Source organism: Bifidobacterium sp. JNUCC 75 (assembly GCF_054819865.1).
Genome location: NZ_JBTHIF010000001.1, coordinates 878,585 through 897,980, shown reverse-complemented (window position 1 = coordinate 897,980; position 19,396 = coordinate 878,585). Strand labels below are relative to the sequence as shown.

Sequence of the window (19,396 nt, the reverse complement as noted above, 5' to 3'; positions counted from 1 at the left end):
ACGGAATCACAATGGCTGAAAAACTGATGAAGTACGCCGATGCCGTGGCCAAGTACGACCCGGTGTTCGGCCTGGAGGTCCATGTCGAGCTCTGCACCAACACCAAGCTCTTCTGCCCGGCCCATATCGAGTTCGGCGGCGAGCCCAACACCCAGCTGACTCCGGTCTCCCTGGGCCTGCCCGGCAGCCTGCCTGTGGTCAACAAGACCGCCATCGACTATGCGGTCAAGCTGGGCCTGGCCCTGCACTGCAAGGTCAATGAGTGGAGCCAGTTCGCCAGAAAGAACTACTTCTATCCGGACATGCCCCGCGACTATCAGATCTCCCAATATGACAAGCCCCTGAATGGCGAGGGCTATCTGGATGTGGAGCTGGACGACGGCAGCATCTTCCGCGTGCCCATCGAGCGGGCCCATGTGGAGGACGATGCCGGCAAGAACACCCACGTAGGCGGGGCTGACGGCCGCATTGAGGGTGCCGATCACTCCCTGGTGGACTACAACCGTGCTGGTGTCCCTCTGGTCGAGATCGTGACCAAGCCTATCGAGGGCGCCGGGGCGCGTACCCCCGAGGTGGCAGGGGCCTACGTCCGGGCCATCCGAGACATCGTCCGGGCCCTGGGCATCTCCCACGCCCGGATGGAGCAGGGCAACATGCGCGCCGACGTCAACGTCTCCCTGCACGCCGGGCCGGACGCCCCTCTGGGAACCCGATCGGAAACCAAGAACGTCAACACCTTCAAGGGCATCGAGAAGACGCTGACCTACGAGATCCGCCGTCAGGCAGCCCTGCTGGAGTCCGGCGGGGAGGTGCTGCAGGAGACCCGCCACTGGGATGAGTCCACACAGACCACGGCGGGCGGCCGTGTCAAGACCGATGCCAACGATTACCGGTACTTCCCCGACCCTGATCTGGTCATGGTCCATGTGACCAAGGATCATATCGAGGAGCTCAAGGCTCAGATGCCGGAGATGCCGCGCGAACGCCGCGCCCGTCTCAAGAAGGAGTGGGATTTCACCGACAGACAAATGCAGGATGCGGTCAACGCCGATGCTGTGGACCTGATCGAGGATACGGTCAAGGCCGGCGCTACGGCTGCCGGAGCCCGCAAGTGGTGGCTGGGCGAGATCTCCCGCGAAGCTAACGCCCGTGGGGTCAGCCTGCAGGAGCTGCCCATTTCGGCTCAGGATGTTGCCGATGTGGAGCAGCTGATTGCCGACGGCAAACTCAATGACAAGCTGGCCAAGCAGACCGTCTCCGGCGTGCTGGCAGGCGAGGGCAAGCCCAGCGAGGTCGTCAAGAAGCACGGCTACCAGGTGGTTTCGGACGACGGGGCTCTGGATGCTGCCGTCGACCAGGCCCTTAAGGACAACCCGGACATCGTGGCCAAGCTCAAAGGCGGCAATATGAAGCCCATGGGCGCTATTATCGGAGCGGTCATGAGGGCCACCAAGGGCCAGGCCGATGCCAAGGCTGTCAGCAAGATCGTCATGGAGCGCATCGCTAAGTCCTGACCACGCCCGGTCCGCCGACCTGGTTCCATCGGATTCGGACCGGCGGACCTGCCCAGCCTCTCATGGTTTTCCCAGGGGCGAGGGATTACAATTGATTGCCATCGCAAGGTGGCGATCATGGAGGTGACGTGATGTCTATGAGCGGCAGGGGCAATGACCGACCGCAAATGCAATCCGAGGGACCTGACGACGTGGCGGACAGACAGCTGCCCGACCGGATTGAGATTCCCTACATCCGGGGCGAGATGTTGCACCTGCGGCCGGCCGTCATCGCCGATCTGACGGCAATGGACCAGCTGGAGGCCTTTTACAATTCCACCGGCATCACCGGTAAGGGGCCTAGCGCTGAACGAGCCGTGGTCAATGCCTGGGTACGTCGATCGGTGGCCTGGTCCAAGGGTCTGGCTGCCCGTGATTCGGGCGTGGGCGATCCCGAGTCCCGCCGCACCCTGGCTTGGGCCATGGTCACTGATGCGGACACCGACCAGGACGGCTCGCCCGATGCTGATGCCACCAAGGGGGTCATTGGTATGATCTTCCTGATCGACGTGGACGGCTGGTCACGCTCGGCCAGAATCCAGGTGGTCCTGGGCAGGCACTTCCGCGGGCGTGGCTACTCCCGGGATGCCATGCCCAGAATCATGACCTACGGGTACGCGGCTGCTCCTACGGGTCTGGGCCTGCACCGGATCTGGGTGGCTGTGCCAGAGAAAAACACTCGCTCGATCTCTGTCTACCAGTCTCTGGGATTCATGATTTCGGGTACCTCCCGTGATGCGCTCTGGGATGCCGAGAACGGCAAGTATCAGGATCAGATCGTCATGGACGCTTTGGTTGACGAGTATGATCCCATCCGTTCTTTGAATGCTTTCGGCATGCACGTCATCCGCGAAAACCCCGGTGTGGCCGAAGCTCTTGTTGCACACGGATACGCGGCGGATGAGAATGGTGGTATAAGCGGGTCCGAGCCTGGGGAGTCCGCCTCGGCATCTCGGGATTCGTCTGCATCGGGTGGCCCGCATTCAGACAAACCTGCTGAAGACCATGCAGGATCTGACAGCAGGAATGATGAGAGGGCAGACTCTGGTCAGACGGATGTCACAGATGCCGTGGATAAGCCTGATTCTGACGAATCTGTTGCCGAGCAGTCCGGCGAGGAGCATACGGCATCTGATTGGGCCTATGGCTCGGCTGAGACCAAACGTTCCAAGCGTGCTTGGTGGCGTACGCTTGGTCATGGCCGTGATCGCGCGAATGGAGGTAGTCGATGAGTGCTGAGGATCTCGACAACTACGAGACCAACGCTGAACTGGCCCTGTACCGCGAGTACCGGGACGTGATCAAGCTGTTCACCTATGTGGTCGAGACCGAGCGGCGATTTTACCTGGCCAACAAGGTGGACTTCAACGTCCGGTCCGCTGGGCAGGATGTCTACTTCGACGTCCGGCTGACCGATGCCTGGGTCTGGGATGTCTACCGGTCCAGCCGGTTCGTCAAGAATGTCCGCATCGTCACCTTTAAGGATGTCAATGTGGAGGAAGTGCAGAAGACAGATATCGACATCCCCGATGCGTTGGGCTAAATATCGCTCAGAGGCGAGCATCATCACGTTTGTTCCACGCAATGGCGGGAATTCGTGTGGGAAGTCCCTCGGCAGCCTCTGGCCTGGGACGAGCCAGGTACAGTAGTGGTGATTTCATACGGTTTTCAGGAGGTTGGCATGGAGCGCAAGCAGTCCGTGATCGTCATCGGCGGAGGGCCCGCCGGCTTGACAGCGGCATGGGAACTGGTCAAGGACGGCGGCGACGAGCGCTATGACGTCACTGTTCTGGAGGCCACTGATGCCTTTGGCGGCATCTCCCGCACGGTCCGGCATAACGGCAATCGGATGGACATTGGCGGCCATCGGTTCTTCTCCAAGGATGATCGGATCATGGACTGGTGGAAGGAGGTCCTGCCTCTGCAGGGCGCGCCCTCCTATGACGATAAAAAACTTGGCCGCCACCACGACCTGGAACCCGGCGGCCCTGATCCGGAGAAGACCGACCGGGTCATGCTCAAGCGTCACCGCGTCTCTAGGATTTACTGGAATCACCACTTCTTCGACTATCCCATCTCCTTGACGCTCAACACCCTCAGGGCCATGGGCTTCAAGCTGACCATGCAGGCCGGGTTCAGCTACCTGAAGTCCGTCGTCCACAAGCTGCCTGAGGACAACCTGGAGAACTTCTATATCAACCGCTTCGGCCGCAAGCTCTACTCCATGTTCTTCGAGGGCTACACCGAAAAGCTCTGGGGCCGTCATCCCCGCGAGATCAGCGCCGACTGGGGCGCCCAGCGGGTCAAGGGGCTCAGCATCATGGGCGTGCTCAAGAACGCCTTCCAGAAGCTGCTGCCCAAGAAGCGCGATGCTCATCAGGTCGAAACCAGCCTGATCGAGGAGTTCTGGTACCCCAAGCTGGGTCCGGGCCAGCTCTGGGAGACCGTGGAGCGTCGCAATGTGGAGCACGGGGTCCACGTGATCACCGATGCCCGCGTAATCGGACTGACTCAGCATGACGGCCACATGACCGGTGTCATCTATCGCAACGCTGATGGTAAAGAAGTGACTCTGCAAGCCGACCAGATCATCTCCTCCATGCCTATCAAGGACCTGGTGGAGGCCATCGCCCACGAGGAGCCGTCCACCGACAAGGAAATGGTCAGGGTGGCTCAGGGGCTGCCTTACCGTGACTTCGTGACCGTTGGCCTGCTGGTCCGCCACCTGCGCATCCGCAACACCACCTCCATCAAGACCTTGGGTGATCCGCCCATTGTTCCCGACTGCTGGATTTATGTGCAGGATCCCGGCTACAAGATGGGCCGCATCCAGATCTTCAACAACTGGAGCCCCTACATGGTCAAGAACGTGGACGGAACTGTCTGGATCGGCCTGGAGTACTTCTGCAAAGAGGGTGATGACTTCTGGAGCATGAGCGATCAGCAGACGACTGACTTCGCCATCAAGGAGCTGACCCGGATGGGCATCATCAACGGCCCTGCCGACGTGCTGGATTCCCACCGGGAGCGGGTGGTCAAGGCCTACCCGGCCTACTTCGATACCTACGCCCAGATGCCAGAGCTGGTCAAATGGCTGGACTCCTTCGGCAACCTCTACTGCGTGGGTCGCAACGGGCAGCACCACTACAACAACCAGGACCACTCCATGGCTACATCCATGGAAGCCGTGGCCAACATCAAATCTGGGCGTGCCGACAAGACCAACGTCTGGAACGTCAATACCGAGAAGTCTTATCACGAGGAGAAGTAGACAAACCTCGGCTTTCGTTTCGTTTTAAGCCTCCGATCGAAAGTTCGGGGGCTTTGCCATCACGACAGGGCGATGGCCGGCGCCTTCAGGGGCAGGCCCAGCAACTGCGAGAAGAAGGCCACGCTCTCGCGGACACGTTGGCGGACCACCTCTCTGATCTGCGGGTTTCCGGCGGCTCCTCTGCCGTTGCTGACGATGGACGAGAGCCCGTCGGCCATCAGCCAGGCTACAGTGCGGGTGCCGGCTGTTTGCATCAGCTGGGTCTGCGGTAGGTCGCCCCGATTCAGCCAGCGGTCCAGCGCCTTGGTCAAAGGGTCGATAATCTGTGTGACGAAGCCCTCCATCACATTGCTGTTGGTGCTCAGGTAGCTGTACCAGTTGGCCTTGTCCGCGAAGATCACGTCCATCTTCCAGATGGCCCTTATCAGATGTGGGCAAATGTCGTCCAGCGCCTCTTGAACGTTCAGGTCAGAATCATGCAGAATGTCGACCACATGATCCACGTAGGAGGCCAGATAAGTGCGTACGCAGGCATCTATCAGATCGTCCTTGGATTTGAAGTAGTAATAGAAAACGCTCATGCCCACGCCCTTGCCGTGGTTCATGGCGTGGATGACGTCGCGCAGGGAGGTGTTTGCGGCACCTTTCCGGTCGAAGACCCGCATGGCGGTGGTTACGAATTCGCTCCGCCGTTGCTCACGCAGAGATGATCGATCATTCATATGCCCAGTCTAGGGGTTTACCCATGAATATTTGGACACGCAGGCTGTTCCTTGCACCGGTCGGGCAGTCGTTGTAGGCTTATGGAAGTTCGATAAGCCGAGTCGGCATCGAATTTTCATGAGCGGTACCCCCGCACTATTCTCAAGCTATTTGCCTAGCCGAATTAGGCATAGCGAAGGAAAGGCATTACAACAGTGGCAACAAGCCAAGATATTCATTCCATGAAGCTGCCCGAACTCAAGGAATTGGCCAGGCAGCTGGGGTTGCGCGGTATTTCCGGCATGCGCAAGCCGGTCCTGATCGAGACGATCGAGGCGGCACGCTCGGGCGGCAAGGCCCCTGAGGGAGTAACCGTTGGCAAGCCCAAGGCTGCGGCCGCCGTGGCCAAGGGAGGCCAGGTTGCCGATCAGCAGCAGCCGACAAAGCAGGAGGCGAAGTCCTCCGCGGAAAGCGGACAGGAGTCCACGGAAACCCAGGAATCCAAGGGTGATAGTCCTGTCGGAGACCTCTTCGATGTTTTAGGCATTGACGATCATAAGAGCGGTCATACTGAGCACCGGAACCGCTTCCCCCATACCGTGGCCGACGAGGAGAATGTGGTCATATCCCGTCGCCGTCACCGCAGCACGGATTCATCCCGAGGCTCCCACGTCAACCGCGGCCGGAGCGAGCGTGAGCATGGTGAAGAGCGCGAAGGTTCCGGCTCAGGTTCAGTGCGCAATTTGGACGACATTCTGGCAGCATTGCCTTCACGGAATGACCGGCCCCGTCGGCGCAGCTATGAGGATCGCGGCGAAGAGGGGCGCGACTACCGTCACAACGGCTATGATCGCCGAAACCGAAGCGACCGCAATGACCGCAACGATCGCAACGACCGACGCAACCGCAACAACCATCGCAGCAGCGGCCGGGATCGTGACTATGAGCCCAGGGAGAACTTCAAGCCCGAGGATCTGGTCCCCGTGGCAGGCATTGTGGATGTGCTGGACTCCTATGCTTTCGTGCGCACCTCCGGCTACCTGCCCGGCCCTAACGATGTCTACATCTCCATGGGCCAGGTCAAGAAGTATGGCCTGCGCAAGGGCGATGCCGTGCATGGCTCCATCCGTCCTCCCCGCGAGGGCGAGCATCGCAATCAGCGGCAGAAATTCGTTCCTCTTCAGGCCATTGACACTATCAACGGCATGAGTGTGGAGGACGCTGCAGGGCGCCCTCACTTCAACAAGCTGACTCCCCTCTACCCGCAGGAGCGTATGCGGATGGAGACCCAGCCCAAGAACATCACCGGTCGTCTGATCGACATCGTCGCTCCCATTGGCAAGGGTCAGCGCGGTTTGATCGTTTCGCCGCCCAAGGCCGGCAAGACCCTGACCCTGCAGTCCATAGCCAACTCCATCACCGCCAACAACCCCGAGGTGCACCTGATGGTGGTCCTGGTGGATGAGCGGCCCGAGGAGGTCACTGACATGGAGCGCACGGTTCAGGGCGAGGTCATCTCCTCCACCTTCGACCGTCCCGCCAGCGATCACACCACCGTGGCCGAGCTGGCCATCGAACGGGCTAAGCGCCTGGTGGAGCTGGGACAAGATGTGGTGGTCCTTCTGGATTCCATGACCCGTCTGGCCCGCGCCTACAACATCTCGGCTCCCGCCTCCGGACGCATCCTCTCCGGCGGCGTGGATGCACAGGCCCTCTATCCGCCCAAGCGCTTCTTCGGCGCCGCCCGTAACATCGAGAACGGCGGCTCGCTGACCATCATCTCATCGGCCCTGGTGGAGACCGGGTCCAAAATGGATGAGGTCATCTTCGAGGAGTTCAAGGGCACCGGCAACATGGAGCTGAGGCTGACCAGGGATTTGGCCGACAAGCGCATGTTCCCCGCCATCGACATCAACGCCTCCGGCACCCGGCGCGAGGAGCTGATTACCGCACCCGAGGAGCTGGCTGTGGTCTACCGGCTGCGTCGCCTCCTGGGCGGCATGGAGACCGAGCAGGCCTACCAGACCTTGGTGCCCAGGCTGAAGAAGACCGCCACCAACCGGGACTTCCTGGCGGCCATCAATCAGTCCATGCTGGCTCAGAAGTAGGCCTGATCCGGTAAGCGTGCCTGCAACCCGGTCCAGGGCTGCAGGCTAGAGTTCGCGCGTTAAGCCACAGGTCAATAAGGGGCAGGGTGCCGGCAATCCGACACCCTGCCCCTCTTCTGTGCTCCGGTGACGTATCAGATGTCAGCGGTGAAGATACAGGCGTTTTCTATCGACGACTTTTCTGACGGCTTCTACAATGTCTTTTGCGGTCATTCCATACTGCTGAGCCAGATAGTCCTGGTCGCCGACCTGGCCGAATCGGTCGTGCACTCCAATGAATTCGATAGGAACCGGACAGCTGCTTGCCACTGCTTCACTGACGGCAGCACCCAGGCCTGTGTTGACATTGTGGTTCTCGGCGGTCACGATAGCCCCGGTCTGTTTGGCCGCATCGATTACGGCCTGATTGTCCAATGGCTTCCAGGTGAACATGTCGAGGATGCGGACCCCTATGCCTTCATCGCTCAGGGTGCGGGCGGCTTTGATGGATTCAGCCACGCAGACGCCGCTGGCGATGATGGTTGCCTGTGCATCGAACTGATTCATGACCTGCACGGCTTTTCCTATTTGAAAATCAGTTCCATCCCGGTAGATTTTGACGCACTGCTTGCGCACCAACCGCATGTATTGCATGCCGTAGGTTCGGGCCATCCAACCCATTATCCATTTCAGCATGGTGATGTCGGTGGCTTCCAGGACGGTCATTGTGGGGATGCCCCTCATGATCCCCATATCCTCAAAGGACATGTGGGTGCCGCCATTGGTCTTGGCGGTGATTCCCGGGTCGGAGCCAATGAGTTTGACATTGGCCTTGCTGTAGGCGCCGGAAATGAAGATCTGGTCCATGGCTCTTCGGCTCATGAAGGAGGCGAAGGTGTGTGCGAACGGTATTTTGCCGGTAAGGGAGAGCCCTACCGCAGTGCCGATCATATTGGCTTCTTGGATGCCGCAGTCCACTGTCCGTTCGGGGTAGGCTTCCTGGAAGGGCTTGGTGCCCATGGCACTCATCAAATCAGCATCCAGCAGAACCAGGCGCTCCTCGTCGGCCGCCAGATCGAGGAGGCACTGGCAGAAGGCCTGTCGCATTTCCTGTTTCTCGTTTTCCAAAATATGTTCTATCATTCCTCTTCCCTTTTCACCTGTCCGTGTGCAATTAGGCTCGCGCACATGGCTCTCATGCTCAGGCTGCATCCATCATTGTTTGGATTTCAGCCAAAGCCTGGTCGCGCTGCTGTTCGTTGATTGATGTTGAATGACTCTTCGGAGTTCCGGCAATCTCGGACCATCCCAGGCCCTTGACCGTATGAAGCACGATCATTGAAGGTCGGTCGTCGGTCTTTTGTGTCTTGCTGTGGACTGTCTCCAAAGCTTGAAGAATGGAGGGGACGTCATTGCCATCGGGAACGTCAACGACCTGCCACCCAAAAGCCTCGAACTTGGCTGCGGCATCTCCCAAGGAGCAGATGTCCTTGCAGTATCCGTCCAGCTGCAGGCCGTTATAGTCCATGAAAGCAATCAGATTGCCCAGGCGATGCTGGGCGGCGAAAAGGGCCATCTCCCAAATCTGCCCCTCCTGGCTCTCGCCGTCTCCTATGACCAGATAGACCTTGTTGTCCCGACCATCCATTTTCAGTCCCAGGGCAACGCCGGAGGCTACTGAGGCCCCCTGACCCAGGGACCCGGCGGTTACGTCCACTCCGGGAACCTTGAGTCTGTCGGCATGGCTGGGAAGGTTGGTCCCGTTGCGGTTGAGGGTATTCAACCAATCCATGGGGAAGTATCCGCGCAAGGCGAGTGTGGCGTATAGGGCCGGGGCGCAGTGGCCCTTGGACAGGACGAACCAGTCCCGGTCGGCCCACTGTGGATCCTCGGGCTTGATGTTCATCTCCTGTCCGTACAGGACGGCCAAAAGGTCGGCTATCGACAGGGATCCCCCTACGTGGCCGGTCCCAAAGGCTGAGATCTCCTTGATCGTCTCCTGTCTGATTCGACCAGCGAACTGTTTGAGTTCTCTGACCTTGTCTGCATCGGTGCTTTCGTTCATGTTGATTTCCTTACTATTCTTGTAGATCGGTTCTTATTGCGGCGGTGTTTGGTTTTCCTGATTGCTGTCCTACCTGCGTTCGGGCGCATGCCTGCCCTGACTGGCTGGGCTGCGGCCAGTCTCGCCACCGGCACCCGGTAGGTTGAGCAGGATACATAGTCCAGGCCAACGCGCTCGCAGAATTCGATAGAGAAGGGATCCTCCTGCAGAAGCCCCTTGTCGTAATAGTCCTGAAGGAAGGATCCGGCATCGTCCCGGCTGAGCCCGAAGGTCATCTGGGTAAGATCATTGGTGCCGAAAGAGAAGAATTCAGCGCCGGCTGCTATATCACCGGCCAGCAGTGCCGCTCTGGGGGTTTCGATCATGGTTCCGACCGAGCAGTACATGGGAAGCCCGGACTCCTTGATGACACGGTTTGCCGTCTCCTCCACAATCTGCTTGACATATTTGAATTCCGCCGGTTCGCTGACCAGAGGCACCATGATCTCTGGAGCAAGGGACCAGTCGGGGTGTCGGCGCTTGACTTGGATGGCGGCTTCCACCACGGCCCGGGTCTGCATGCGGGCGATGGCGGGGTAGGTGACTGCCAGGCGTGAGCCGCGGTGCCCCAGCATGGGATTGACTTCGGTCAGTTCGTCAGCAGTGTCTTTGATCTCCTCGGCTGTATGCCCGGTCGCCTTTGCCAGAGCTTCCACAGCCTGAGCGGTTTTGGGCAGGAATTCGTGCAGTGGCGGATCGATCAGTCTGACAGTCATCGGCCTTCCGCCCAAGGCCTCATACATGGCGGTAAAGTCCTCGCGTTGCATAGGCAGGAGGGCATCGAGGGCTTCCTGGCGTTCTTCTTCGTCTGCTGCCACTATCATCCGTCTGATGGCTTCGATGCGATCGGGCTGGAAGAACATATGCTCGGTGCGGCACAGGCCGATTCCTTCAGCACCCAGCTCCTGTGAGCGTCGGGCGTCTTGCGGCGTGTCTGCGTTGGCCCTGACCTCCTTGATGGATTCGAAGAGTTGGATGGTGGGATCGGTCGGGAACTCGCGGCCTTTCTGCTGCTTGTAGTCGTCCAGAAAACGGTGGGCCAGCCATTCCATGTCCTCGGCATCCAGGTCGTTGTCACCGCTGACCTGTCGCTCGGCCTTGCGCTCGGAGAGGCGTTGTTCGAAGACATCCTCGGGCACGCCCATCACCACATTGCTGTACATCTGAATGAACCGACGGTAGGAGTCCCAGGCCCAGCGTAAGTTGCCGGTCTTGCTGATCACAGCCTGCACTACCTCCTGGTTCAGCCCCAGATTGAGGATGGTGTCCATCATGCCGGGCATGGAGACCTGAGCTCCTGATCTGACCGATACCAGCAGGGGATTAACGCCGTCCCCGAGTCGCTTGCCAGTGGCTTCCTCCAGATCAGACAGACTGCTCAGCACCTGCCCGCGGATTTCCTGGCTGATGTCGTTGGATCCGGATAGGTAGCTTTTGCAGGCCTGCGTGGTGATAGTGAAACCTTCGGGCACAGGCATGCCGAGTTTGGTCATCTCAGCCACACCGGCTCCCTTGCCTCCCAGCAGATCACGCATGGAGGCATCGCCTTCAGACAGCTTGTACACGAATTGTTCTGTAGCGTTGCGCATAGCATTTCCCTCATTGGATCGAAGGCGTTGAATAGACAACACGCGCTGTGTCTGTTCTCGGCATTGGCTAAGGTAGTAAGCCTTCAGCCAGATTCAAGTCTGACTTGGTCTTTTGCTGAGATTGGGAGCGTTCTGCCAATTTTTGTGCAGGAATCGGTACTGTTGCCATAATGGTGCCTTTCAGACCAGAAGGTTGATGACGGCGATGACTGCGAAAATGTAGATTGCCGCAGTAAAGGCTTTCTGGTTGACGTGACCGGCGATCAGCCTGCCGCAGAAGACGGCGAGCAATGTGAGCGGGAGAACGCATAGGAGGGCAAGCGCGGTTTCTCTGTTGGTTGTGTTCAGTCCGACTGCGAAAGGCAGCTTCACCATATTCACCACTAAGTAGAAAGCTGCCGTGGTGCCTAGGAATTGCTTGACCGGCAACTGCTCGCTGCTGAAATAGACGGCTGTGACCGGTCCTCCGGCATTGGCCACCATGGTGGTAAAACCCGCCAGAACGCCGCAGAGCATGTGGAATGCCACGCTTATCCACTGCTTCTGCCTGTTCTTGCTTCTGGTTTCGACTTGGGGGGCTTGACTCTTGCCCCTCTGCCGCGTTTTCAGCGCGGACCTTATGCGCGAGAGGAAGTAAGGCGCAATGAAGCAGGCAAGTATGACCCCTATAATCTTTTTGGTCGCGTCATTGTCAGCGTGATACAAGAACCAGACGCCGGCAAGGATGCCTATGGTCACAGTCGGCAACAGTCTAAGCAGGGAAGCCAGCACAATGTCATGCCGGTAGGCCCAGATGGCGGTCCAGTCAGCGACGACAGCCATGATCAGCGTCAGCTCGGTGGCTTCTTTGGCGGGCATCAGTGACGCCAGAGCGGCCACCGCCAGGATGGCTGAGCCTGGTATCAACGACTTGTCCAGGCCGATCAGGACAGCAGCCGCCGCCAAACCGATGATCAGCCAGAGGTTCATGTTAGGTCACTTCCTTTGTTGGCGCACGCTCTTTATAAGAAGATGCGTCGGCCGACACTGCGTCACATCAGTGTCGGCCGACATGGCAACTCCTGAGGAAACAGGCAGTTGCGTTCAGGCTTCCGCCACCAGGCGTTCTATGGTTTCACGCTGGTAGACGGACGTTTCGTGGGCGGTCTCGTCCTCGGCGAATACGTTGGAGACGATGATGGAATCCTCCCGGTCCAGGAACCCGTTCTTCTTCAGGGCGGAGAACAGGGCCTTGAAGTCCACATCGCCGTCGCCCACTTTCAGGTGCTGGTGAACGCGGGCGTTGGTCCCTGGGGGATTGGCTATATAACGCAGATCATGCGAACGATGATGGTCATAGCTGTCTGAGATATAGACCGACCTGAGTCGTTTGCCGGCCAGGGCGGTGATCCCGTCCACATTGTTGCCGTAGTGGAAGGTGTGAGGAGCCACGTACACCGCACCGACCAGCGGGCTGTTGAGGCCTCGTGTGATCCTTAGCGCATCAATGCCGTTCTCGACGAAATCGTAGGGATGCGGGTCGAAGTTGATGCGGATGCCTTCCCGCTCAAGCAGAGGCAGTATTTCCTCCATGGTCGCGTAGAAGGCAGCCTCGGACTCCTCATAGCGCTCCGGTATGCCGCTGAATTCGCTGTTGATGACGTGCACGTCCAGCAGAGCCGCGATTTCGATGGCCCGCTTCCAATTGCGCACTGCTGTCTGCCGCTCTCGCTCGTCGGGCCAGGAGGTCCTGTAGACCGGCAGCAGCGAGCACAGCTCAACGTTCGCCTTCTTCAGAGCGGCCGCGAAGTCCTTGACCAGTTCGTCGTCCGCCTTGGGATGCACATAAAACGGCAGGAAGGCATCGTGCGGAGCCAGCTGCATGTACTTATAGCCGGCGTCCGCTACCGCCTTGGGCAAATCCAGGAATGGCAGGTCGGGATGGAATGGTGTGGGATCCAATGCGATTTTCATATTGTCTAACCTCGTTGTTGGAACTTATGGATGCCCCTGGTTCGTCCTGTTCGTCGGCATCCTTGCTGCGGACAGGGTAGGTAGGCGCCCGGAGTTCAGAGTTTCAGTCCTCCGGAGCGCTTACAGGTATGTTGCTGCTTGTTTACAGTCTTGCGATGATGTCCTGGCCGATTTGATCCGTGCTGCGTTTGCGTGAGGAGTTCTCCTCAGCATCCGCTTCCACGGCGCGATCGATGCGGGCGGCTGCTTCGTCGTACCCGAAGTGCTGCAGGAGCATGGCGGCAGACAGGACTGTGGCCGAAGGGTTGGCTATACCCTTGCCCGCAATGTCGGGGGCGGAGCCGTGGATGGGCTCGAACATGGAGGGATGCTCATCGGTCACGTTGATGTTGGCTGATGCCGAATAGCCGATTCCGCCCACAACTGCGCCGGCCTCGTCAGTGATGATGTCTCCGAAGAGGTTGTCGGTCACAATCACGTCGAACCGGGAGGGATCGGTGACCAGGAAGATGGTGCAGGCATCGGCATGCAGGTAGTCATAGGTCACGTCGGGGTACTCCTTGCCGACCTTGTCCATGACCCACAGCCAGAGTTGACCGGCATAGTAGAGTACGTTGGTCTTGTTGACCATGGTTACGTGCTTCTTGCCTCCGCGCTTGCGAGCCAGCTCAAAGGCAAACCTCACTGCCCTCTCGACGCCGAATTCAGTGTTCATCGAGGTTTCGGTGGCTATGGCGTGTTCAGTGCCCATGCGCAGCAGACCGCCCATGCCGGAATAGAGGCCTTCGGTGCCTTCTCTGATGACGACGAAGTCGATGTCGCCGGGGTCGGCCAGGGGGGATTTGACGCCTGGATAGAGTTTCGAGGGCCGCATGTTGATGGCCTGGTCGAACGCGAAGCGAAGCTTGAGCAACAGGCCGCGCTCCAGAATCCCTGACTTGACTCGAGGATCGCCGACAGCCCCCAGGAGGATGGCATCCTTTTGGTCCATATCCTTGAGTTGGTCATCTGTGATGAGGGTACCGTCACGCAGGTATCGATCTGCGCCCAGATCGTAGTCGGTGTAGTTAAAGGAGACGCTGTCGTCAACGGCTTCCTTGAGTACAGCTTGCGCGACTGGCACGATTTCACGGCCGATTCCGTCACCGGGAATGACCGCGATGTCCAATGTCTTCTTTGATGTTTGGGTATTCATGACTTTCATGTTAATGATTGCCTGGCGGTATGGCAATCAGAAAACCACCAAAAAGACCGATATACGGGATTTTCATATCAATATTCGCATAATCGTGTCGAAAATTCGCCATTCCCTTGATTTACTTATCAAAGTGGGTAGAGGACTGTCCAATAGCTGCATAACATGAAAATACAGCGGATCATTCGACAGGCAGTATGCTGAATATCCGTGCCTTCTGCTGCCCCGTGTGTATCGGTCCTTGGGTGTTGCCCGGGGGAGGGGGCACAGAGCAGACAACATTTCAACAACGCAATCTAATAGAATAAAGCAATAAAAGCACAATTCATGGACCTGAACTGGCAAGGACGCGAGTAAAGGGGATCGTGGGATATGACACCTAAGGATTATAAAAAATGGATACCGGCGGATGAATCCGGCATTCTCGGGAAGAAAGCCATACAGATAAATGACGCAGGAAGGCTGGCGCGCGCAGTCTTCCTCCATCCGCTGTGGGGCGGGACGTACCGGGTCAATTCGGACTATTCCTGCAAACGTGAGTATATGAACTCCTTCCTCCTGTTCTTCATTGAGTCAGGCAGTCTTGATTATGTCTATGAGGGTGCTTCATTTACTGCTCATGCAGGAGATGTTGTTTTGCTGGACTGCAAAAACCATAATGATTACCGGTCAAGCGGGCTGACGCGATTCTCCTACCTGCATTTTCAGGGCAACGGCGTACAGGCATACGCTGACTATCTGCAGGATGTCAACGGTCCTTTGTTCACGGATTCTCAAGATGCCGGGGATGAACTCACCTCCATACTGGACCAGATGCGCTCCGGGGATGTGTCACTGTCGCGAAGACAATTGGACGAATTGCTCCACCGCCGTTTGGAGCATGTGCTGGTGCTGCTCACTCGCCGAGTCGATGAGAGCCTGGAGGTGCACTATGACGACAATGTACCCCCGGATCTGTCAGCGGCCATACGATACATCAATAGGCACTTCGACTCGGATGTATCCATCCATGCGCTCAGCAAGATTCTGAATACGAGCGAGTCGCAGCTCTCCCATGCTTTTAAGCGGCATTTGGACATGGGTGTGCATCAATTCGTCCTGGAATGCCGGATCTCGCATGCCAAGTACCTGCTGACGACCAGCAAGATCCCCATCGCTCAGATCACCAAGGAGTGCGGATTCACGGTGAGCTCGCACTTCTCGTCCTCCTTCAAGAAGCTTGTGGGAGTCTCGCCTTCCGAGTTTCGGCGGAAGTTTTCATAGTCTGCAGGTTTTCTGAAAATGCGATACCCAATATTCAGATTTCTGCAGGGAAGATAAGAAAAGGTGTTTTCCCGGTCGATTGGCAGCAGTCGGGAAGTGCGTGGCACCCTACGATGCAATGAGAGGGACGCAGTGCAGCTCCCTCAATAACACAGTAATTACAGCGATAGCAATTACATCGCCAAGGGAAAGTGAACGAAGATGACACTACGTATTGGAATCATCGGTGTTGGAACCATGGGTTCCGACCATGCCAAGCGTCTTTCGACCAGAATCAACGGTGCCACTCTCGCCGGCGTCTGCGATCTGATACCGGAACGGGCTCAGAAGATGGCTGATCTGTACGGGGCCAAGGTCTATGCAACAGGCAAGGACCTGATTGACTCCCCGGACATCGACGCTGTCGTGGTGGCGACCCTGCCCCATGAGACCCATGAGCAGTTTGTTCTCGAAGCCATCAAGCAGAAGAAGTACGTGCTCAGTGAGAAGCCGCTGACCACTTCCGCTGCCGGCTGCCGTCGCGTGGTCGATGCCGAGATCGCCGGAGGCAAGCGTCTGGTCCAGGTGGGCTTCATGCGCCGCTTCGATCAGGGCTACCAGGAGATCAAGCAGGCCATTCAGAACAAGACCTACGGTGAGCCCCTGCTGATTCATTGCGCCCACCGCAATGAGGACACCCCCCTCAACTACAACTCCGATATGGCTATTGTGGAGACCGCCATCCATGAGGTGGACGTGCTGCACTGGCTGCTGGGCGAGGACTATGACTCGGTCTTCTGCTTCCTGCCCAAGAAGCAGACCCGCCACACCCACAAGGGGCTGCATGATCCGCAGATCATCGAGATGGACACCAAGTCCGGCGTCCACATCGACCTGGAGGTCTTCGTCTGCAACCACATGGGCTACGACATCAACTGCCGTGTAGTTTGCGAGGAGGGCGAGATCGCCTTGCATGCTCCGCAGAACACCATCGTCAAGGTGGCCGAGTCCGAGCGCGAGTCCATTCCCAATGACTTCACCGTGCGTTTCAAGGAGGCTTATGACCGCGAGATGCAGGCCTTCGTTGACGGTATCAACGCCGACCAGCTGACCGGTCCCACCTCCTGGGATGGCCTCATTGCCTGCGTGACCTGCGATGCGCTCTTCGCTTCGCGCGACGAGGGCGGCGTCCGCAAGAAGATCGAGCTGCCCGAGACCCCGTCCTTCTTCCAAGAGCAGTAAGGCGCGAGCATGACAAACAACAAGGGCAAGGCTCGCAATCTGAAGGATCCCAAATACTCCAAGCTGTCCATCGGTGTATGCCCGGACCAGTGGGGTGTCTGGTTCGACAATGACGACAAGCAGATTCCTCCCCGTCAGACAATGAAGGAGATGGCTGAGGCCGGATTCGAGATTCTTGAAACAGGCCCCTGGGGTTACTTCCCCAAGGATCCCAAGGAGCTCAAGGCTTGGACCGATGAATACGGCATGAAGGTGGTGGCCGGAACCAGCTGGGGAGTCCTGCACAAGCCGGAACAATGGCCGGAGACCGAGCGGCACTTCCGCGAGATCGCCGAGACCCATGCCGCTGTCGGCGCAGAGTACATCGTGCATCTGCCGCCGCTCTACCGTGATGACAAGACCTGGGAGTGGACCGATGACCGCGTCCTGTCCCCCGAGGCTTGGAACACCTACATTACCAATGCCAACAAGCTGGGCAAGATCATGAAAGAGGACTATGGGCTGAAGATGGTCCTGCATCCTCATGGCGATTCCCATATCGAAACCCCTGAGGAGATCGCCAGGATCTTCGAGAACACGGATCCTGAATATGTGAATCTGTGCCTGGATACCGGCCATATCGTGTACGGCGGCGGTGACCCTATCGAGATGGTCAAGAAGTATCCTGAAAGGATCACCTACGTTCATATCAAGGCTTTCGACCCGGCTTTGGTCAAGGAAGCCCATGAGAAGGACTGGCCTTTCGGCGAAGCGGTGGCCCGTGGCGCATCGGTGACACCCCCGGCCGGCGAGCCTGATATGCAGGAGCTGGTCGACGCCTTGGCGGCCTTGGACAAGGAGATGTATGTGATCTGCGAGCAGGATCTCTATCCTGCTGATCCCTCCTTCCCTCTGCCTAATGCGATCAAGACCCGCGAGTATCTCGCTTCCTGCGGTCTGGGTACTCTCTGATCCTCAATATGTCAACGGAGCCGGTGTCTGGCGATGTGTATGCAAATACTGTCGGATGCCGGTTTTCTTTTTTCAACAGGCCCAGGGGTGGAGCGGGGCAGCAACAAGTATGGCCCTCGCAGTCAGATGTTCTGGTTGAGCCGATAGCCCTCACCCCGGCCCATTTTTTGACGGTCGTCGCATGTCGTAAACCGCCAATACCTGGCGTGCGTATGTATTTGTCTGAAAGGGATTACAAGTCATGGAAGTCATTTACGCCACGGTCCACGTCAAGGACGAGAACATGGACGAATTTTTGAAAGTGATGACTGAGCTTGCTCGCAAGTCAGCCGCTGAGCCACAATGCGGCGGCTACCATTTTGTTCAGCGAGCGGATAATCACAACGAATTTGCTTTCATCGAGTTCTGGCCCACGCCCGACAGCCACGAAGCGCACTGCCAGAGCCAACATTTCAAGACGCTTTTCCCCAAGATGTGCGATCTTACCGAGGAGGGCGTTCAGGACATCATCAGTAGGCAGCTGGTCTGATTCTCGCCTGCTGGCATTGTTGTATCAACGGATGATCTCATAGGGAAAGCCCGGTCCGGTACCAGGGGCCGGGCTGCTTGGCTGCAAGTTTCAGTAGAGCAGGCTGGCTATGGTCTGCCGGGTGAGGGCGGCCATGGTCGCCATATCCTCTTCGCTGGCTCTGTCGGAGAAGATCTCAGGGCAATACCAGCCGTCGAAGCCAGTGGATTTCACGGCATCCAGCCATTCTTGCAGGGGGATGACGCCGCCTCCGATCATGGTGTTGCGGTAGATGTCCATGTTGGCAACATCCTTGCCGGGGGTCAGAGCCAGCCCGTCAGATACGTGAACGGCCTTGATCAGATCTCCCGGCAGCGCCCGCACGTCGTCAGGAGTATCCCCGGCCGAATAGAACTGCCAGGTGTCCACGGCCAAACCGATGTTGGGTCTGGAAGCCTGATCGATGACCTCCAGTATCTGCCTGCAGCGGTTCAGCGGAGCCCATGCCAGTGGCTCCAGGTAGATGCCTAGGTTGAAGTCGGCTGCGATGTCTGCAGCCTCTTGGACGTTTTGGGCGGTAACGCGGATCATCTCTGCCTCATCGCGTCCCAGGAAGCCTCGGTATCGGGGGTCATCATCGGCGAGCCTGCCCGCAGCATAGTCCTCGACCACCTCCCACCGTCCCGGTCCTGTGCACAGTTGGATGTACTGGGCCCCCAGTTCAGAGGCCACCTGGCACATGCATCGCACCTCGTCCATCAGATCCCTGGCAGCGGATCCCTCCCGCTCGATGTCCTGAATGGACCCGATGTCGCTGACCGCGAGCCCGTCAAGCAGAGGCAGCAGGCTCTTTGCAGTGAATCCCTTGTCCAGGTAACGGTAGAGTTTGGGTGTCTGCAGGTCAATGCCGTCGTAGCCGGCCTCCTTGGCCAGACGTATATCGGTCCGTACGTTGCCGTACATGGTCACGGTCTGATTCATGCTGATGAGAGCCATGTC

At 58.2% G+C, this 19,396-nt stretch carries 17 protein-coding genes; 9 read left to right on the top strand and 8 right to left on the bottom strand.

Annotated elements, in window-relative coordinates; genetic code table 11:
* Positions 1–11 precede the first annotated feature (11 nt).
* The 4 genes from gatB to ACVWNW_RS03775 all read left to right on the top strand — a co-directional run bounded on the left by gatB (position 12) and on the right by ACVWNW_RS03775 (position 4,824).
* A complete protein-coding gene (gatB, locus tag ACVWNW_RS03790; protein ID WP_046323426.1) occupies positions 12–1,514 on the top strand; it encodes an Asp-tRNA(Asn)/Glu-tRNA(Gln) amidotransferase subunit GatB in 1,503 nt (500 codons plus the stop codon).
* Positions 1,515–1,681: 167 nt separating this feature from the next.
* On the top strand, positions 1,682–2,785 hold the full coding sequence (locus ACVWNW_RS03785) for a GNAT family N-acetyltransferase (protein WP_248004122.1): 1,104 nt from the start codon (positions 1,682–1,684) through the stop codon (positions 2,783–2,785).
* Positions 2,782–3,096 carry a DUF2469 domain-containing protein gene (locus tag ACVWNW_RS03780; protein ID WP_029678206.1) on the top strand — a complete coding sequence of 105 codons (315 nt, stop codon included), beginning with the start codon at positions 2,782–2,784 and terminating at the stop codon, positions 3,094–3,096. Before ACVWNW_RS03785 ends, ACVWNW_RS03780 begins: the two co-directional genes overlap by 4 nt.
* A 138-nt stretch (positions 3,097–3,234) precedes the next feature.
* Positions 3,235–4,824: an NAD(P)/FAD-dependent oxidoreductase gene (locus tag ACVWNW_RS03775; RefSeq protein ID WP_110425855.1), complete on the top strand. Its 1,590-nt coding sequence runs from the start codon at positions 3,235–3,237 to the stop codon at positions 4,822–4,824.
* 59 nt (positions 4,825–4,883) lie between these two features.
* On the opposite strand, the gene ACVWNW_RS03770 is transcribed toward ACVWNW_RS03775, so the two are convergent.
* Positions 4,884–5,546 (bottom strand): TetR/AcrR family transcriptional regulator, encoded by a 663-nt coding sequence (locus ACVWNW_RS03770; RefSeq protein ID WP_454483114.1) that lies wholly within the window; start codon positions 5,544–5,546, stop codon positions 4,884–4,886.
* A gap of 195 nt (positions 5,547–5,741) precedes the next feature.
* On the opposite strand from ACVWNW_RS03770, the gene rho reads away from it, so the two are divergent.
* The gene (gene rho, locus ACVWNW_RS03765; protein WP_198208045.1) at positions 5,742–7,634 is read left to right on the top strand and encodes a transcription termination factor Rho; all 1,893 of its coding nucleotides are present in this window, start codon (positions 5,742–5,744) and stop codon (positions 7,632–7,634) included.
* 141 nt (positions 7,635–7,775) lie between these two features.
* Here rho and ACVWNW_RS03760 read toward each other — a convergent pair whose 3' ends face one another.
* The 6 genes from ACVWNW_RS03760 to ACVWNW_RS03735 form a co-directional block, all read right to left on the bottom strand.
* Complete coding sequence (locus tag ACVWNW_RS03760; RefSeq protein WP_454483112.1) at positions 7,776–8,756, bottom strand: transketolase family protein; 981 nt, start codon at positions 8,754–8,756, stop codon at positions 7,776–7,778.
* 58 nt (positions 8,757–8,814) lie between these two features.
* The gene (locus ACVWNW_RS03755; RefSeq protein ID WP_313840855.1) at positions 8,815–9,678 is read right to left on the bottom strand and encodes a transketolase; all 864 of its coding nucleotides are present in this window, start codon (positions 9,676–9,678) and stop codon (positions 8,815–8,817) included.
* Positions 9,675–11,306: a putative PEP-binding protein gene (locus ACVWNW_RS03750; RefSeq protein ID WP_454483110.1), complete on the bottom strand. Its 1,632-nt coding sequence runs from the start codon at positions 11,304–11,306 to the stop codon at positions 9,675–9,677. The genes ACVWNW_RS03755 and ACVWNW_RS03750 overlap by 4 nt, the downstream gene beginning before the upstream one ends.
* Before the next feature lie 180 nt (positions 11,307–11,486).
* The gene (locus tag ACVWNW_RS03745; protein ID WP_313840853.1) at positions 11,487–12,275 is read right to left on the bottom strand and encodes a sulfite exporter TauE/SafE family protein; all 789 of its coding nucleotides are present in this window, start codon (positions 12,273–12,275) and stop codon (positions 11,487–11,489) included.
* Between the two features lie 114 nt (positions 12,276–12,389).
* Complete coding sequence (locus ACVWNW_RS03740) at positions 12,390–13,259, bottom strand: sugar phosphate isomerase/epimerase family protein (protein WP_313840852.1); 870 nt, start codon at positions 13,257–13,259, stop codon at positions 12,390–12,392.
* A 142-nt stretch (positions 13,260–13,401) separates the two neighbouring features.
* Positions 13,402–14,454 carry a 3-isopropylmalate dehydrogenase gene (locus ACVWNW_RS03735; protein ID WP_454483365.1) on the bottom strand — a complete coding sequence of 351 codons (1,053 nt, stop codon included), beginning with the start codon at positions 14,452–14,454 and terminating at the stop codon, positions 13,402–13,404.
* Between the two features lie 372 nt (positions 14,455–14,826).
* On the opposite strand from ACVWNW_RS03735, the gene ACVWNW_RS03730 reads away from it, so the two are divergent.
* The 4 genes from ACVWNW_RS03730 (at position 14,827) to ACVWNW_RS03715 (ending at position 18,418) form a co-directional block, all read left to right on the top strand.
* Entirely contained in the window at positions 14,827–15,717 is an 891-nt protein-coding gene (locus ACVWNW_RS03730; RefSeq protein ID WP_110425848.1) for an AraC family transcriptional regulator, read from the top strand.
* Between the two features lie 201 nt (positions 15,718–15,918).
* Entirely contained in the window at positions 15,919–16,938 is a 1,020-nt protein-coding gene (locus tag ACVWNW_RS03725) for a Gfo/Idh/MocA family protein (RefSeq protein ID WP_261253554.1), read from the top strand.
* A gap of 9 nt (positions 16,939–16,947) precedes the next feature.
* Positions 16,948–17,889: a TIM barrel protein gene (locus ACVWNW_RS03720; RefSeq protein WP_046323415.1), complete on the top strand. Its 942-nt coding sequence runs from the start codon at positions 16,948–16,950 to the stop codon at positions 17,887–17,889.
* Between the two features lie 241 nt (positions 17,890–18,130).
* On the top strand, positions 18,131–18,418 hold the full coding sequence (locus ACVWNW_RS03715) for a putative quinol monooxygenase (protein ID WP_046323414.1): 288 nt from the start codon (positions 18,131–18,133) through the stop codon (positions 18,416–18,418).
* Between the two features lie 90 nt (positions 18,419–18,508).
* On the opposite strand, the gene ACVWNW_RS03710 is transcribed toward ACVWNW_RS03715, so the two are convergent.
* Positions 18,509–19,393, bottom strand: a complete 885-nt coding sequence (locus ACVWNW_RS03710; RefSeq protein ID WP_454483106.1) for a sugar phosphate isomerase/epimerase family protein — start codon at positions 19,391–19,393, stop codon at positions 18,509–18,511.
* Positions 19,394–19,396 lie beyond the last annotated feature (3 nt).

Excerpts from the sequence above, each read along its gene's own strand:
- gatB (WP_046323426.1), top strand. The coding sequence starts at position 12 with ATGGCTGAAAAACTGATGAAGTACGCCGATGCCGTGGCCAAGTACGAC.
- ACVWNW_RS03785 (WP_248004122.1), top strand. The coding sequence starts at position 1,682 with ATGCAATCCGAGGGACCTGACGACGTGGCGGACAGACAGCTGCCCGAC.
- ACVWNW_RS03780 (WP_029678206.1), top strand. The coding sequence starts at position 2,782 with ATGAGTGCTGAGGATCTCGACAACTACGAGACCAACGCTGAACTGGCC.
- ACVWNW_RS03775 (WP_110425855.1), top strand. The coding sequence starts at position 3,235 with ATGGAGCGCAAGCAGTCCGTGATCGTCATCGGCGGAGGGCCCGCCGGC.
- ACVWNW_RS03770 (WP_454483114.1), bottom strand. The coding sequence starts at position 5,546 with ATGAATGATCGATCATCTCTGCGTGAGCAACGGCGGAGCGAATTCGTA.
- ACVWNW_RS03760 (WP_454483112.1), bottom strand. The coding sequence starts at position 8,756 with ATGATAGAACATATTTTGGAAAACGAGAAACAGGAAATGCGACAGGCC.
- ACVWNW_RS03755 (WP_313840855.1), bottom strand. The coding sequence starts at position 9,678 with ATGAACGAAAGCACCGATGCAGACAAGGTCAGAGAACTCAAACAGTTC.
- ACVWNW_RS03750 (WP_454483110.1), bottom strand. The coding sequence starts at position 11,306 with ATGCGCAACGCTACAGAACAATTCGTGTACAAGCTGTCTGAAGGCGAT.
- ACVWNW_RS03745 (WP_313840853.1), bottom strand. The coding sequence starts at position 12,275 with ATGAACCTCTGGCTGATCATCGGTTTGGCGGCGGCTGCTGTCCTGATC.
- ACVWNW_RS03740 (WP_313840852.1), bottom strand. The coding sequence starts at position 13,259 with ATGAAAATCGCATTGGATCCCACACCATTCCATCCCGACCTGCCATTC.
- ACVWNW_RS03735 (WP_454483365.1), bottom strand. The coding sequence starts at position 14,454 with ATGAATACCCAAACATCAAAGAAGACATTGGACATCGCGGTCATTCCC.
- ACVWNW_RS03730 (WP_110425848.1), top strand. The coding sequence starts at position 14,827 with ATGACACCTAAGGATTATAAAAAATGGATACCGGCGGATGAATCCGGC.
- ACVWNW_RS03725 (WP_261253554.1), top strand. The coding sequence starts at position 15,919 with ATGACACTACGTATTGGAATCATCGGTGTTGGAACCATGGGTTCCGAC.
- ACVWNW_RS03720 (WP_046323415.1), top strand. The coding sequence starts at position 16,948 with ATGACAAACAACAAGGGCAAGGCTCGCAATCTGAAGGATCCCAAATAC.
- ACVWNW_RS03715 (WP_046323414.1), top strand. The coding sequence starts at position 18,131 with ATGGAAGTCATTTACGCCACGGTCCACGTCAAGGACGAGAACATGGAC.
- ACVWNW_RS03710 (WP_454483106.1), bottom strand. The coding sequence starts at position 19,393 with ATGGCTCTCATCAGCATGAATCAGACCGTGACCATGTACGGCAACGTA.